The organism is Bradyrhizobium murdochi (genome assembly GCF_000472965.1).
Lineage (GTDB): Bacteria > Pseudomonadota > Alphaproteobacteria > Rhizobiales > Xanthobacteraceae > Bradyrhizobium > Bradyrhizobium murdochi.
This window is the reverse complement of sequence record NZ_AXAU01000001.1, coordinates 426,462-440,574: the sequence shown is the minus strand read 5'-3', so window position 1 is coordinate 440,574 and position 14,113 is coordinate 426,462. Positions and strand designations below refer to the sequence as shown.

The 14,113-nt window shown below is 62.5% G+C and carries 14 protein-coding genes; all 14 read right to left on the bottom strand.

Features of this window, described 5'->3' with window-relative positions; translation table 11 throughout:
• Positions 1–17: 17 nt before the first annotated feature.
• Positions 18–875, bottom strand: a complete 858-nt coding sequence (locus YUO_RS0102290) for an LpxI family protein (RefSeq protein WP_035725768.1) — start codon at positions 873–875, stop codon at positions 18–20.
• A gap of 19 nt (positions 876–894) precedes the next feature.
• A complete protein-coding gene (lpxA, locus tag YUO_RS0102285) occupies positions 895–1,698 on the bottom strand; it encodes an acyl-ACP--UDP-N-acetylglucosamine O-acyltransferase (protein WP_028345842.1) in 804 nt (267 codons plus the stop codon).
• Positions 1,699–1,872: 174 nt separating this feature from the next.
• Positions 1,873–2,214 (bottom strand): hypothetical protein, encoded by a 342-nt coding sequence (locus tag YUO_RS0102280; RefSeq protein ID WP_035725766.1) that lies wholly within the window; start codon positions 2,212–2,214, stop codon positions 1,873–1,875.
• 256 nt (positions 2,215–2,470) lie between these two features.
• Positions 2,471–3,106, bottom strand: coding sequence for a histidine phosphatase family protein (locus YUO_RS0102275; RefSeq protein ID WP_028345840.1), 636 nt, complete (start codon positions 3,104–3,106; stop codon positions 2,471–2,473).
• Positions 3,107–3,251: 145 nt separating this feature from the next.
• Positions 3,252–3,710 carry a 3-hydroxyacyl-ACP dehydratase FabZ gene (gene fabZ, locus YUO_RS0102270; RefSeq protein WP_028345839.1) on the bottom strand — a complete coding sequence of 153 codons (459 nt, stop codon included), beginning with the start codon at positions 3,708–3,710 and terminating at the stop codon, positions 3,252–3,254.
• Positions 3,710–4,777 (bottom strand): UDP-3-O-(3-hydroxymyristoyl)glucosamine N-acyltransferase, encoded by a 1,068-nt coding sequence (lpxD, locus tag YUO_RS0102265; protein ID WP_028345838.1) that lies wholly within the window; start codon positions 4,775–4,777, stop codon positions 3,710–3,712. Before lpxD ends, fabZ begins: the two co-directional genes overlap by 1 nt.
• Before the next feature lie 127 nt (positions 4,778–4,904).
• Complete coding sequence (gene bamA, locus YUO_RS0102260; RefSeq protein WP_028345837.1) at positions 4,905–7,472, bottom strand: outer membrane protein assembly factor BamA; 2,568 nt, start codon at positions 7,470–7,472, stop codon at positions 4,905–4,907.
• A gap of 173 nt (positions 7,473–7,645) precedes the next feature.
• Positions 7,646–8,821 (bottom strand): RIP metalloprotease RseP, encoded by a 1,176-nt coding sequence (gene rseP / locus YUO_RS0102255; RefSeq protein WP_028345836.1) that lies wholly within the window; start codon positions 8,819–8,821, stop codon positions 7,646–7,648.
• 43 nt (positions 8,822–8,864) lie between these two features.
• A complete protein-coding gene (gene dxr / locus YUO_RS0102250) occupies positions 8,865–10,088 on the bottom strand; it encodes a 1-deoxy-D-xylulose-5-phosphate reductoisomerase (protein ID WP_028345835.1) in 1,224 nt (407 codons plus the stop codon).
• Positions 10,089–10,092: 4 nt separating this feature from the next.
• The gene (locus YUO_RS0102245; protein ID WP_035726048.1) at positions 10,093–10,881 is read right to left on the bottom strand and encodes a phosphatidate cytidylyltransferase; all 789 of its coding nucleotides are present in this window, start codon (positions 10,879–10,881) and stop codon (positions 10,093–10,095) included.
• 56 nt (positions 10,882–10,937) lie between these two features.
• On the bottom strand, positions 10,938–11,693 hold the full coding sequence (locus YUO_RS0102240) for an isoprenyl transferase (RefSeq protein ID WP_028345833.1): 756 nt from the start codon (positions 11,691–11,693) through the stop codon (positions 10,938–10,940).
• A gap of 42 nt (positions 11,694–11,735) precedes the next feature.
• On the bottom strand, positions 11,736–12,299 hold the full coding sequence (gene frr, locus YUO_RS0102235) for a ribosome recycling factor (RefSeq protein WP_028345832.1): 564 nt from the start codon (positions 12,297–12,299) through the stop codon (positions 11,736–11,738).
• A gap of 70 nt (positions 12,300–12,369) precedes the next feature.
• Complete coding sequence (pyrH, locus tag YUO_RS0102230; RefSeq protein ID WP_028345831.1) at positions 12,370–13,086, bottom strand: UMP kinase; 717 nt, start codon at positions 13,084–13,086, stop codon at positions 12,370–12,372.
• A 70-nt stretch (positions 13,087–13,156) separates the two neighbouring features.
• Positions 13,157–14,083, bottom strand: coding sequence for a translation elongation factor Ts (gene tsf, locus YUO_RS0102225; RefSeq protein ID WP_028345830.1), 927 nt, complete (start codon positions 14,081–14,083; stop codon positions 13,157–13,159).
• Positions 14,084–14,113: the final 30 nt, after the last annotated feature.

The window sequence follows — 14,113 nt, the reverse complement described above, 5'->3', positions numbered from 1 at the left end:
GGTCGCGCGAGCCGGCGTCACGCGGGCAAGCCCTGGATGAACAAGCCGGCATTATCAGCGGCCTCGATCATGGCTTGCGAATCCGCGGCAATGGTATGGCCGGCGATCACGGCAATGCCGGCGAGTCCGGCGCTGGCTGCGCCTTCGATGGTTTTTGCGCCCACGGCCGGCAGGTCGAAGCGCAAATCCTGCCCGCTCTTCGGTGCCTTCACCAGCACGCCGCGGCCGGACTTGGCGCGAATGCGCCCCGCCTCACGCAGCCTCGCCACGCGCGCCAGCAGTCCGTCGGTGCCCTCGATATCCTCCACCGCAACCACGTGCCCGTCGATCACGACCACGGCCTGGCCGATGTCGAACGGGCCAAGCGCGCCAAGCACCTCCCGCCCCTTGGCAATATCGGCGGCGGCGGCGGCATCCGGCGTGGCACGGGCAATGTTTCCCGCCGGCATAAGGACGTCGGGGGCGACATCCCTGATACCGACCATCCGGAAACCGTCCTGTTCGAGGATGCGGCCGATCCCCGACAACAAATGATCGTCGCCGCCGCGAAACGCCGCCCAGACGCGGCCGATGACGCGGATCGTTCCCCAGTCCAGCCTGATTTCCGACAGCGCAGGCCGCAGCAACGTGCCGATGAAGATCAGGTCGCGGCAGCCCTCGCTGCGGAACAGCTTTGTGGCGCGGCCGAGTTGTCCGACCGAGATCCAGTGATGGCGGAAGCGGCCGACGCGATCCGGATCGCAGGCGCCGCGCAGCGCAAACAGCACTGGCGCCAATCCCCGCGCGGCAAGCGAATCCGCCACCGCGAACGGCATCGCGCCGCCGCCTGCGATGACACCGACGGGCGATGAAATATCGGAAGCCGCTGAGATCATGGTTGCGGCGATCCCGTCATCAAGGCTTGTTGCCGTCGCCGGCGGGAAGGCAGAGCGGACGAAGTTTACCGTCGCCGATGAAGGCGAGGATTTCCGCGATCGCCGGATCCTCTCCAGCCATCGGTTGCACCGCGTTCAGCCGCTCGGCAAAAATACCGGGCCCGTGAAACAGCTTTTGGTAGAACGAGCGCACCTTGACAAGCCGCTCCCTGGTGAATTTGCGGCGCTTCATGCCGATGATGTTCAGCCCTTCGAGGCTGGCATACTGTCCATTGGCGAGACCGAACGGAATGATGTCGCCGCGCACGCCGCAGACGCCACCGACCATCACTTGCGGCCCGATCCGCGTGAACTGATGCACGGCAGACAGCCCGCCGATGTAGACGAAATCGCCAATCTCGCAATGACCGCCCAGCGTCGCAGACGTCGCGAAGATAACGTCGCTCCCCACGACGCAATCATGGCCGACGTGGCTGTTGTTCATGAAGTAACCGCGTGCGCCCACCCGCGTGAGGCCGCCGCCCTTCTTCGTTCCGATATTCATCGTTACGCCTTCGCGGATGGTGCATCCTTCGCCGACCTCGAGCCGGGTCCGTTCACCGCGATAGCTGAGGTCCTGCGGCGGACCTCCCAATGCAGCAAACGGGTAAATAACACAGCCATCGGCGATGGTCGTATGCCCCGCCACGTTCACATGCGCGATCAACTTGCAGTTCGCGCCTATGGTGACGTTCGGCCCGATGATGCAATAGGGACCGATTGTTGTCCCCTCTCCGATCACAGCGCCATCCTCAACCCGCGCGGTTGGATCGATCATACCCATCAAGCAGCCCAGCCCATCGATTGCGCGCGAATATCTCGCGTTTTCCGGTGGTTAGCGCGGCATTTCAATGCTGTCTAGTGACGTATGATTACGTCATGTGTCGAGCGCGCAAGGCCTGCAACATCCATCCGCTGCCGCCCATTTCCACACCCCAAAGGCCGAGACAAGCCGTCGCTATGTCATGCTGCCGGGCAGGAAGCAGCGGATCGTAATCCCGAGCGAGTCCTTCATCGGCCACACCATGGTTCGGCCTGCGCGATTGGGCTCGGTAATCACGGCATCGTCGGGGACGTCGATCCATTGGCCCTCGAGCCGCACGCGGTAATGGCCGTCCTTGGATTCCCAATCGACATCGGCGACAACAGAGCCATCGGCGTCGGAGCAACATGGCCCCTTTCCGCTCCTGAGGCTGTCGAACCACGACTTGAGCGGAGATTTGGCGTAGCGACCGTCATCGCGGGCCACGGCATGTCCGCCGAGAACTAACAGTGCAACTCCGACCCAGAGAAACTTCATGCGGCCATCCGGCAACAGATTCCCCACAGCATCTATAAAGCTGCTGGCCGGCTGAAGTTCCCTCAACACGTCACAATTGGGCTGGACCGATCGCCCCAAGGTTGATGCACGGTCGAACGGTGTCCTGCCGGAGTGTTTTCCAGCGAAAGCCTTCCCCGGACTTTGTCCGGGGATGGACACCGGTTCTCGCGTCAAGAAAACGCGTCAAAACAAGAATCTAAAGCCCGGTTCTGATTCAATCAGAACCGAAAAGGCTCTAACTGCCGGTCTGAGCAATCCATTCGCCAGGTTGCACGCGCGTGACCAGGACGGCCGGGCCTGAGCTACTGGTCTTGTAGACGAGCGCCTCGCCTTCGCGGATATCGCCAAATTCCTTTCCGAAGGCATCGGCAACGTTGGTCTTGTGTGTCACCACCACATTATTGACGCCGGCTTTCAGAGGCGCATTGACGAGATCGCGGACAGCGCGCCCAATTTTGGCGTTCTTGCCATCGGGATTCGCCATCGCCGACGCACTGCCCGCGCCGCTGTCGGTCAGGGCGTCGACGGGAGAAACGTCCTTGCCGCTGAGCAGCTTGCCGGTCTCGACCGCGCGGTTTAGCTGGCTGGTGTAGACCTCGCCGATTGGTATGCCAAGTTTCGCGAGTGCAGCTCCAAGCTCGCGCGCCAGCGTGCGGCCCTTCTCGCTCAGTTGGCGCTGTGCACTCATGTCGTCGAATTTGAAGGGGTAAATGTCCTTCTGGCTATCGTCGGTGGCGCCGTGTCGAAACACGATGACGTAGCCGCCACCCTTGAGGGACGCGACAAGACCATTGAGATCTGCCGCGTAACCTTGCGGCGGCATCAGCAGAAAAATGACCAAACACGAAATGATGGACGCAAACTTGTTCAAGGACGCCTCCGTTAAAAAACGTGGACCCAAGCCAGGTCTAATCCGCAAATTTCGTCAATCGACCTCGAAAATGGGCGCCACTACCAAGGATTGTACAAAGACATCAGCAAGACGTCAGTTGTGTGACGGACAAATCCAGTCCGGCTCAATCCGTCAGCATCGCGCCGACGTCGGCTTCCGCGACCACCGCGCCATTTACCTTGGCGTCGCCGTGAAACCACCACATCGCCTTGCGGCGGCCGATCGAGCGCATGTGGTACTCGATGGTGTCGCCGGGCATCACCGGCTTGCGGAATTTGCACTTGTCGATGGTGAGGAAATAAACCGCGCGCGGCTTCTCGGTGCCTTCGACCGACTTGATGCCGATCACGCCGGCGGTCTGCGCCATGGCCTCGATCATCATCACGCCGGGATAGACCGGACGTTCGGGGAAATGGCCGAGAAACGGCGGCTCGTTGAAGGTAACGTTCTTGATGCCGATGCCGCTGTAATCAGTCCGGATCTTGATCACCCGATCGATCAGCAGCATTGGATAACGGTGCGGGAGCGTCTTGAGGATCTCGTTGATATCCACGAGCTCAAACCTGACCGGTGCCTCCTCCATCACTCGCGCCCTTCGCCTTTCGGATCGACGGTGCTACCCTGCACCAGCCGCTCTACTGCAACAATCTCCCTGAACCACTGCTTGGTCGGTTTGGCAAAATGGCCGCCCCAGCGACCGTTGGGTGGGATATCGTCCTTGACCGCGCTCATCGCCGTCACCTGCGCGCCATCGCCGATCTTGAGGTGGTTGTTGATGCCCACCTTGGCACCCAGCGCGACGTTGTCGCCGATCGTCAGGCTGCCCGCGAGCCCGATCTGGGCCGCGAGCAGGCAGTGCCTGCCGATGGTTACATTGTGGCCGATCTGGACCTGATTGTCGATTTTGGTGCCCTCACCGATTACCGTATCCCGCAGGCTGCCGCGGTCGATGCAGGTGCCGGCGCCGATCTCGACGTCGTTCTGGATCAGGACGCGGCCGGTCTGGGGCACCTTCAAATGGCCCTCGGGGCCGAAGAAAATGAAGCCGTAACCGTCCTGTCCGATACTGCAGGCGGGGTGGATCAGCACGTTGTTGCCGATCAGGGCGAACTGGATCGCGCTGCGCGCGCCGACATTGCAGTCGCGGCCGATTTTGACGTCGGCGCCGATCACCGCGCCGGCACCGATTACGGTGCCAGTGCCGATCTCGACCCGTGGGCCGATCACCGCGAGCGGATCGACGATGACGCCGTCCTCGAGATGGGCGGACGGATCGATGATCGCCGATGGCGCGATGCCGTCATTGTCGAACCAGGATTGCGGGCGGAGCGCATCGGCGTGCCACTCGCGCGCCAGCTTGACGAAGGCGCGGAACGGCTGGGTCGCCCGCAGCACCGCCACATGGGCGGGCACCTGGGCCTCGAAACGCGGGCTGATCAGACAAGCGCCGGCATTGGTCGCCTTGAGCTGATCGGCGTATTTGAGATTGTCGAAGAACGCTAGATGCATCGGGCCGGCTTCGTCGAGCGAAGCGAGGCCCCTGATCACATGATCGCCCCGCGCAGGGTCGACCAATACCGCTCCTGTCAACGCGGCCAGCTCGGCCAGCGTTGAGGAAGGAGGTTGCTTGAAGAATATCGGCTGCGCCATTTCACCCGTCGCAGTCCGGCCGCTATTCACACCGGAGAGCCGGCTTCGAAGACGCGAAGCCGAACCCTCCCCTTACTCCTTGGTGTACTCGTCACGTGGACCTTAGCCCATTTCGCTTCAATACACCTCAGAACGATGTGCCACCGCCAAACTTGAATTCCTGCACGCGGTCAAACTGGCCCTTCGTAAGCGGAACCGCATAGTCGAAGCGCAGCGGACCGAAGGGCGAGGCCCAGATGATACCGACACCCACCGAGGTGCGGACCACATTGCCGTTGTCATACTGCAATCCCAAACAGGTCCCGGGAGAGGCCGCGGTCGTCGCGGTCGCTTGCGTCGGCGGGACGCAGCCGGGCACATTGACCTCGCCCGTTGCTGCCCACGACGTCGGACCCTTGTAGTCGAACAGTCCGCCGGCGTCGGCATAGACCGAGCCCTTGAGTCCGACTTCCTTCGGCAGGAACCAGAACGGCATCTGCAATTCGAACGAAGCGCCCCAGTACTTGGTGCCGCCGAGCGCGTCACGCGTACCGAACGGATTCAAATCGCGCGGACCGATACCGTTCGGCGCAAAACCGCGCACCAGGTTCGGGCCCATCTGGAAGTGATCCAGCATGCGCAGCTCGCTGCCGCCGAATTGGTTGAGAATACCGCCTTGGAGGTGGATCAGGCCGACGATATCGGCGACCAGCGGGGTGTAGTACTTCGCGTCGATCGCCGACTTGATGTAGCTCACGTCGCCGCCAACGCCCGCGAAGTCCTGCTTCCAGTCGATCAGCAAGCCGTCGGTCGGGTTCTTGTTGTTGTCCAGCGTGTTGTAGTTCAGCGAATAGCCAACCGACGAGGTCAGCGCCTTGCCGCTCTGCAGTTCCCTGCGGACGGGCAGCGAAGCTTCGCCGTCGAAGTAGCACCACAAACCCTGGCCCGAGACGTCGGTGGCGGTTTGGCCTCCCTCCGTGATCGATCCGCCGGCGGGCGCACCGACCAGATTCGCATATGCCGGCGACGGATTGAACGCGAGCAACGAGTTCGTCGAGTTGTTGTTACAGTTCGCGAGCGCGTTCGGCAGCGAGATTTCCTGCTGATAGATCGAGTAGCGCAACTGCAGCGCAAGATCTTCGCGCAAGGTGAAGCCGAGCCGCGGGCTGAAGCCCAGCGTCTTGGTGCCATAGGCGATGTAGCTGTTGGCCAATTGCTCGCGGTAGAACAGGTCGAGGCCGAGCGCGACGCGATAGTCGAACAGATAGGGGTCGACGAACGACAGCGAGCCGCCGCGCGCGTACTGACCGTAGGTCACGGCAGCCTTCGCATACAGGCCGCGGCCGAGGAAGTTGCGCTCGGAGATACTGACTTCGGCCAGCGCACCGTCCGTGGTCGAATAGCCGCCCGACACCGAGAAGTCGCCGGTCGATTTTTCTTCGAGATCGACGATCAGGATCACGCGGTCGGTCGACGAGCCGGGCTCGGTCAGGATTTTCACGCTCTTGAAGAAGTCGAGGTTCTTCAGCCGGCGCTCGGCGCGATCGACCAGGGCGCGGTTGTAGGCGTCACCTTCGGACAGGTCGAACTCGCGGCGGATCACGTAGTCGCGGGTACGGGTGTTACCGCGGACGTTGATGCGCTCGATATAGGTTCGCGGGCCTTCGTCGACAGCGAACACGATCGAAACGGTGTGCTGCTCGAAATTGCGATCGCCGCGCGGACGCACCACGGCGAAGGCGTAGCCGCGCCGTGAAGCCTCGATCTGCATTTCCTCGACGGATTTCTCCAGCGCCTCGGCATTGTAAACCGAGCCGACGCTGACGCGCGAAAAGCTGCGCATCGAGGCGGCATCGAGGGTCGGGATGGAGGTTTGGAAATCGACGGATGCAACGCGATATTGCTGCCCCTCATCGATCTTGAAGGTGACGAGGAAGCCCTTCTTCTCGGGGTCATACTCGGTCAGTGCGGCGACCACCTGCACGTCGGCGTAACCGTTCTTGAGGTAGAAGCGGCGAATCAGATCGCGGTCCGCCTCGACCCGGTCGGGATCATAGACGTCGGCGCCGCCGAGGAAGCTCAGAAGGTTCGATTCGCGCGTCTTGATAACGTCCTTGAGGCGATAGGACGAATAGGCGACGTTGCCGATGAACTCGATCGACTTGACGCCGGTTTTGCTGCCTTCGGTGATCGTGAAGATCAGATCGACGCGGTTGTTCGGCTGCTCGATGATTTCCGGAGTGACGCGCACGTCATAACGGCCGGAGCGCCGGTAGATTTCGGCGATGCGCTGGGCGTCCGACTGAACCATCGGGCGCGAGAAAGTACCGCGCGGCTTGGACTGGATTTCAGCCGAAAGCTGTTCGTCCTTGACCTTCTTGTTGCCTTCGAAGGCGATGCGCCCGATCACGGCGTTTTCGACGACCGTCACGACCAGCCGGCCGCCGACCTGGTTGATTCGCACGTCCTGGAACAGGCCAGTCTCGATCAGCGCTTTCAGGCCATCGTCAATCTGGGCCTGCCCGAGGCGGCCGCCGGGGCCCGGCTTGAAATAGGAGCGGATGGTCTCGACCTCGACACGCCGGTTCCCTTCAACGACGATCGACGCCGCGGTCTGCGCCGTGGCCGGCACTGACACCAACGCGCCCCCCATCGGCGCGGCAACCATGATCAGAGCGGCCAGCAGACCCCCCCGCACTCGCATTCCCAACATCATGCGCAACGCGCCCTCGTCATTGCACTGCCGGCTCGTACCCCTACGAACCGGCAGAATCCCAAAGTTGCATTGCTTGTAGCCAATTTCGACAGGGGGGCAAACCAGACATCGCGATGCGATTCCAATTTCATTCCAAGACGTTGCCAAAGGGCAACGTCATAAAAAAGCCGCTTCTACGACCTCCCGAACAGCCCCTTCAGCCAGGGCACCTGATGGAAATCGTTATAGAAGGCGAAGACCATCAGCATCAGGACCAAAACCAGCCCGACTCGGAACCCGTATTCCTGGGATTTTTCCGACAATGGACGCCCGCGAAGCACCTCGGCCGTGTAGAACATAAGGTGACCGCCATCGAGCAAAGGCACCGGGAACAAATTCAATAGCCCGATCGAAATGGACAGCACCGCCGCCAGATGCAGCAGTGGAATGATTCCCAAGGTAGCCACCTGCCCCGAAATCTGCGCGATCCGAATCGGCCCGCCGATCTGGTCCGCGCTCGCCCGGCCGGTAAAAATGTTACCGATATAGGCGAGCGTCTGCTCGATGACGAACCAGGTTTCCTTGATTCCGAGCCAGAATGCGGTTGCCGGATCGACCTTCTCAGTGGTCACCTCGCCCGGCGAGGTCGCACGGGTAATGCCGAGAATTCCGAGCCTCTGGGTGTTTCCGAACGGATCCTTCACTTCGCGCAGTTCCGGCGTGCCCTTCAATTCAAGCGTGGAATCACCCCGCTTGACGGTGAAGGTCATGGTCTCGCCGGCGCGAACGCTCACGAAGCGTTGCATGTCCGAGAAGCTGCCGATCCTCTTGCCGTCGATAGCGGTGACGACATCGCCGACCTGAAAGCCCGCTCGCTCGGCGGCGCTGCTGGCTTCGATCTTGTCGACGCGTGCCGTCGTGCTCGGCTTGCCGAAGAAAGTGAAGAGGCAGGTGAAAATGACGATCGCCAGAATGAAATTCGCGATCGGACCGGCGGCCACGATGGCTGCGCGCGCGCCGACTTTCTTGTGATGGAAACTGCCGGCGCGCTCTTCCTCGCTCATGCGGGCGAGCGATTCGGCCGATGCGGGCGTCGAGGCCTCCGATTCGTCGCCGAAGAACTTCACGTAGCCGCCTAGCGGGATCGCGGAAATCTTCCAGCGCGTGCCGTGACGGTCGTTGAAGCCGGCAAGTTCCGGCCCGAACCCGAGCGAGAACGTCAACACCTTCACGCCCGCCCAGCGGGCGACCAGGAAGTGGCCGAGTTCGTGGAAGAACACGACGATGGTCAGAACGAACAAAAAGGGAATGATGTAGCCGATGAGCCCGTGGCCCAACGTACTGAAACTGCTTAGAAAAAACTCTGACATCAGGTTCCCCTCGACAAGAGCCGATGGCTCCGTCCCCAAACCTCTAGGATGCCTTTAAGGCAATTTGAGGCAATAGGGAGGCGGCTCGATTTCGCGCGTTATGGTCAACGGAGATCGCGTCGTCCGCCGAGCTCAAAGGCGCAAGGTTCCCGGCACGAATCCAATCGTTGATGGTGGCTTCGACGAGGCGCGCGATCGACCCGAACTTGATCTTTCCGGCGATGAACGCCGCCACCGCCACCTCATTGGCGGCGTTGAATACCGTGGTCGCGCCACGTCCCGTACGTAACGCTTCGTAGGCCAGCCGCAAGCCCGGGAACCGCTCGAAGTCCGGCGCCTCGAACGTGAGCTGGCCGATTTTTGCGAGGTCCAGCCTGGCCGACGGGCCGATGATTCGATCGGGCCATCCAAGGCAGTGCGCGATCGGGATGCGCATGTCAGGCGCGCCGAGCTGTGCAACCACAGAGCGATCGGAGAATTCGACCATGCCGTGGATGATCGACTGCGGATGCACGAGGACGTCGATCTCGTCGGCCGAGAGCGCGAACAGATAGGAGGCTTCGATGACTTCGAGGCCCTTGTTCATCATCGAGGCCGAATCAATGGTGATCTTCTGGCCCATGCTCCAGTTCGGATGCTTCAAGGCCTGCTCAAGCGTCGCCTGCTCAATGTCGGCCGGCGCCCAGGTGCGGAACGGGCCACCGGATGCGGTGATGATCACGCGCACCAATTCCTCGCGATTGCCGGAAGAGAGCGCCTGAAACAGCGCGTTGTGTTCGGAATCCGCCGGAAGGATGCAGGCGCCGGCCTTCGCCGCGCGCTGCATGAAGAAATCGCCGGCACACACCAGGCATTCCTTGTTCGCTAATGCGACGGCGGCGCCGCGGTCGACCGCAGCGAGCGCCGGCTTCAGCCCGGCCGCCCCGCTCACCGCCGCCATCACCCAGTCGGCCGGACGCGCGGCGGCCTCGATGATCGCGCTTTCGCCGGCGCCGCATTCGATGTTCGTGCCCGCCAGCGCATCCTCCAGTTCGCCAAGCCGCGCGGGGTCTGCGATCGCAGCGAATCGTACGCCGAATTCCTTCGCAAGCCTGGCCAGCGCTTCGACGTTGGAATTCGCGGTCAGCGCCTCGACCTGATAGCGGTCGCGCGCGCCACGCAGCAGATCCATGGTGCTGTCGCCGATGGAGCCTGTGGCGCCCAGCACCGTGACGGTGCGTGCATCCGACAAAGCGGCCTTGTTGTTACGCAATGGAACTGCGCTCATCGTTTCACCAAACCATAAGACCGCGACCGACGCCATCGGCGCCGCCCCGCAGAAAGCCGAAAAGTGCCGCCACAACAACGGCTGCGACAAACCCGTCCAGACGGTCCATTAGTCCGCCATGGCCGGGAATGATGTGACTTGAGTCCTTTACGCCAAAACGGCGCTTCACGGCGGATTCGAAGAGGTCGCCGAACTGCGAAACCACCGAGAGGGCCGCCGAAAGCAGCAATAACGGTCCCATCTTACCAAGACCGAAGGCGGCAAACCCGCCTGCCACGGCCAGACTGGCGGCAAAACCGCCGATGGCGCCGGCCCAGGTCTTTTTCGGGCTGACGCGCGGCCACAGTTTCGGTCCGCCAATACCGCGGCCCGCGAAATAGCCGCCACTGTCGGTCACCCACACAATCAGCAGCACGAACATCAGGGCGGCAAAACCCTTTACGGAATCCAGACGCACCAGCACCGAGGCAATTTCGGCCGCCGCCGCGTACAGAAATCCGGCTGCCGCCCAGTTTCGCCGCTCCGGCGCGATCGACACCACCGCGACAAAGCCGATGCCGAGCACGATCAGGGCGGCATCGAGCCGGCCGATCGCAAAGCAAACCCCGCCGAGCGCAAGCGCGGCCACGCCCGGGACGATCACACGCGTTGCCCCGGCGAGGCCCACGATCGCGAGCCATTCGACGAACAGACCGATGGCCGCCAGCGTCACCAGCGCGGCCCACAGCCAGCCACCCGCATAGGCGATGGCGACCGCAAGCGGGATCAGCACCGCGGCGGCGGCGATACGCATCACGAGATTGCGTGAATCGGGCGCGCTTGCTGCCGCCGACGAGGGCTCGGGGTCGGTCACGATCCGGTTTTCGCAACCAGACCGCCGAAGCGGCGTTCCCGTCTGGCATATTCGGCTATGGCGCTTTCGAGCGCGGCCTTGTCGAAATCCGGCCAATGGATCGGCACGAACACAAGTTCGCTATAGGCCGCCTGCCACATCAAGAAGTTCGATAGCCGCTGTTCGCCGCTCGTGCGGATGATCAGGTCGGGATCGGGAATCTCAGGTGCATCGAGATAGCGGCCGAGCGTATCGGCATCGATCGAGGCGGGATCGCGCTTGCCCTCCGCAACTTCACGCGCCAACCGTTGGGCAGCGCCGGCAATTTCCTGGCGCGATCCGTAATTGAACGCGACCACGAGATTGAGCTTGGTGTTGCCTCTCGTCAGTTCTTCGGCCTCGTTCAAGAGCGTGCAGATATCGGGCTCCAGCCCCTCTCGTTCGCCGATCACGCGCACGCGCACGCCATCGCGGTGCAGCGTCGCCAGATCGTTGCGGATGAAGCGGCGGAGCAATCCGAACAGATCGCCGATTTCGCTCGCCGGCCGCGACCAGTTTTCGGAGCTGAACGAAAAGATCGTCAGATAGAGCACGCCGAGTTCATGGGCGGCGCGAACGACGCGGCGCAGCGCATCGACGCCGCGGCGGTGACCTTCGGCGCGCGGCAAGCCGCGCGCTGCTGCCCAGCGCCCATTTCCGTCCATGATGATCGCCACATGCAACGGGACGGAGCGATCCGGTCCTTCCGTGGCGGGGGCGGCGGCGTTCGGCATTATCTGAATTCCAGGGCCAGTCTCAACTCGTGAACCTTGTCATCAAACGGTGAGGATTTCCTTTTCCTTCGCCGCCAGCAACTGATCTATTTCCGCAATTGTACTATCGGTCGCCTTCTGCACGTCATGGGCCAAGCGCTCCTGATCGTCTTCGGAGATCTCGTGATTCTTCTCGAGCTTCTTGACGATATCCAGGCCGTCGCGACGGACGTGGCGAACAGCAACCTTGGCGGCCTCGGCGTATTTATGCGCGACCTTCACCAGTTCCTTGCGCCGTTCTTCGTTAAGCTCGGGAATCCGCAGGCGCAGCACCTGCCCTTCGGTCGCGGGCGAGAGGCCGAGATTGGAATCGACGATCGCCTTCTCCACGGCTTTCACCATCGACTTGTCCCACACCTGGACGGAAAGCAGCCGCGGCTCGGGCACGCTGACGGTGGCGAGCTGGTTGAGCGGCATGTGCGAGCCGTAGGCCTCGACCTGTACCGGCTCCAGCATGGACGCTGCCGCGCGGCCGGTCCGCAAACCACCCAGCTCGTGCTTGAGCGCATGGGTGGCGCCTTGCATGCGGCGCTTCAATTCGTTGATGTCAAAACCGGGCGTGGGCATAACGCTCTCCCCTCCTTGGAAACCAGCCGCTGGCGTCTTGAAGCCGCGGTTCGAAACTGCAACCGGCATATTAGCCGGCAACCACCGTGCCGTGGCCGGTGCCGCGCAGGATCGCGCCGATCGAACCCGGCTCGGCGATCGAGAATACGATGATAGGCAGTGACGTCTCGCGGGCAAGCGCGAATGCAGTCGCGTCCATCACCTTGTAGTCGCCGGCGATCGCCTGCGAATGCGTCAGCCGATCAAAACGCTTGGCGGACGGGTCCTTTTTGGGGTCGGCACTGTAAACGCCGTCGACATTGGTGGCTTTGAGCACTGCCTGCGCCCCGATCTCGGCCGCCCGCAGCACTGCCGTGGTATCGGTGGTGAAGAACGGATTGCCGGTTCCGCCACCCAGCAGGACGATACGCCCCTCGGCGAGGTATTTGTGCGCTGCACCGCGGGTGAAGACCTCGGAAATCTCAGGCATCACGAACGCCGACAAGGTCCGCGCCGGCGCCCCCTTGCGCTCGATGGCAGCTTCCAGCGCCAGGCAGTTCATCACGGTGGCGAGCATGCCCATGGTGTCGCCGGTCGGGCGCGAAACGCCGCGCGAGGACACTTCCACGCCGCGAACGATGTTGCCGCCGCCGATCACGACGGCCACCTCGACGCCGAGCTTGTGGGCCGCGATCAGGTCGTCGGCGATGCGGTCAACGGTTGGCTGGTCGATGCCGAAGAAATGGCTACCTGCGAGATACTCGCCTGAGAGCTTGATCACGACGCGACGATAGACCGGCTCAGCCATTGCTTACGCTTCCCTCTCCCGCGCAGGCGACTTCCGGCGCATTTGCGCCGGAAGACTGTGACCGCAGCGGTTACTTCTTGCCGCTGGCCGCCGCGACCTCGGCTGCGAAATCGGATTCCTGCTTTTCGATTCCCTCGCCGAGAGCATAGCGCACAAATCCGGCAATGTTCACCGGCGCGCCGATCTTGCCTTCGGCTTCCTTCAGGGCTTGCGCGACCGACTTGCCCTTTTCGTCGTGGATGAACGCCTGCTCCAACAGACAGACTTCCTTGTAATAGGTCTTCAGGCCGGACTCGACGATCTTCTCGATCACGTTTTCCGGCTTGCCCTGCTGGCGATACTTGTCGGCCAGCACGTCCTTTTCGCGCTTCACGATCTCGGGGTCGAGGCCGGACGGATCCAGCGCCTGCGGATTGGTCGCAGCCACATGCATCGCAAGCTGACGTCCGAGATGTGCGAGTTCATCGGTCTTGCCGGTGGATTCAAGCGCGACCAGCACGCCCATCTTGCCGGCGCCATCGATCACCGCGCCATGGATGTAGCTCGACACCACGCCCTTGCCGACCTCGAGCGAAGCAGCACGGCGCAGCGTCATGTTCTCGCCGATGGTGGCGATCGCGTCCGAAATCGCGGTTTCGACCGTCACGCTGCCGACCTTCGCTGCCTTGATCTTTTCGACGTCGGCGCCGACGTCGAGCGCGACCTGCGCGATCATCTTGACGAGGCCCTGGAACTGCTCATTGCGGGCGACGAAATCGGTTTCGGAATTGACTTCGACCACGACGCCCTTGACGCCCGAGGTGACCGCGCCGATCAGGCCTTCCGCCGCGACGCGGCCGGCCTTCTTGGCGGCCTTCGAGAGGCCCTTCTTGCGCAGCCAGTCCTGGGCGCCCTGCATGTCGCCCGCGGTTTCGGTGAGCGCTGCCTTGCAGTCCATCATGCCTGCGCCGGTCGACTCGCGCAGTTCCTTGACCATTGCCGCAGTGATCGTTGCCATCGTCGAATATCCTTCTTGCCTGTGAGCTGC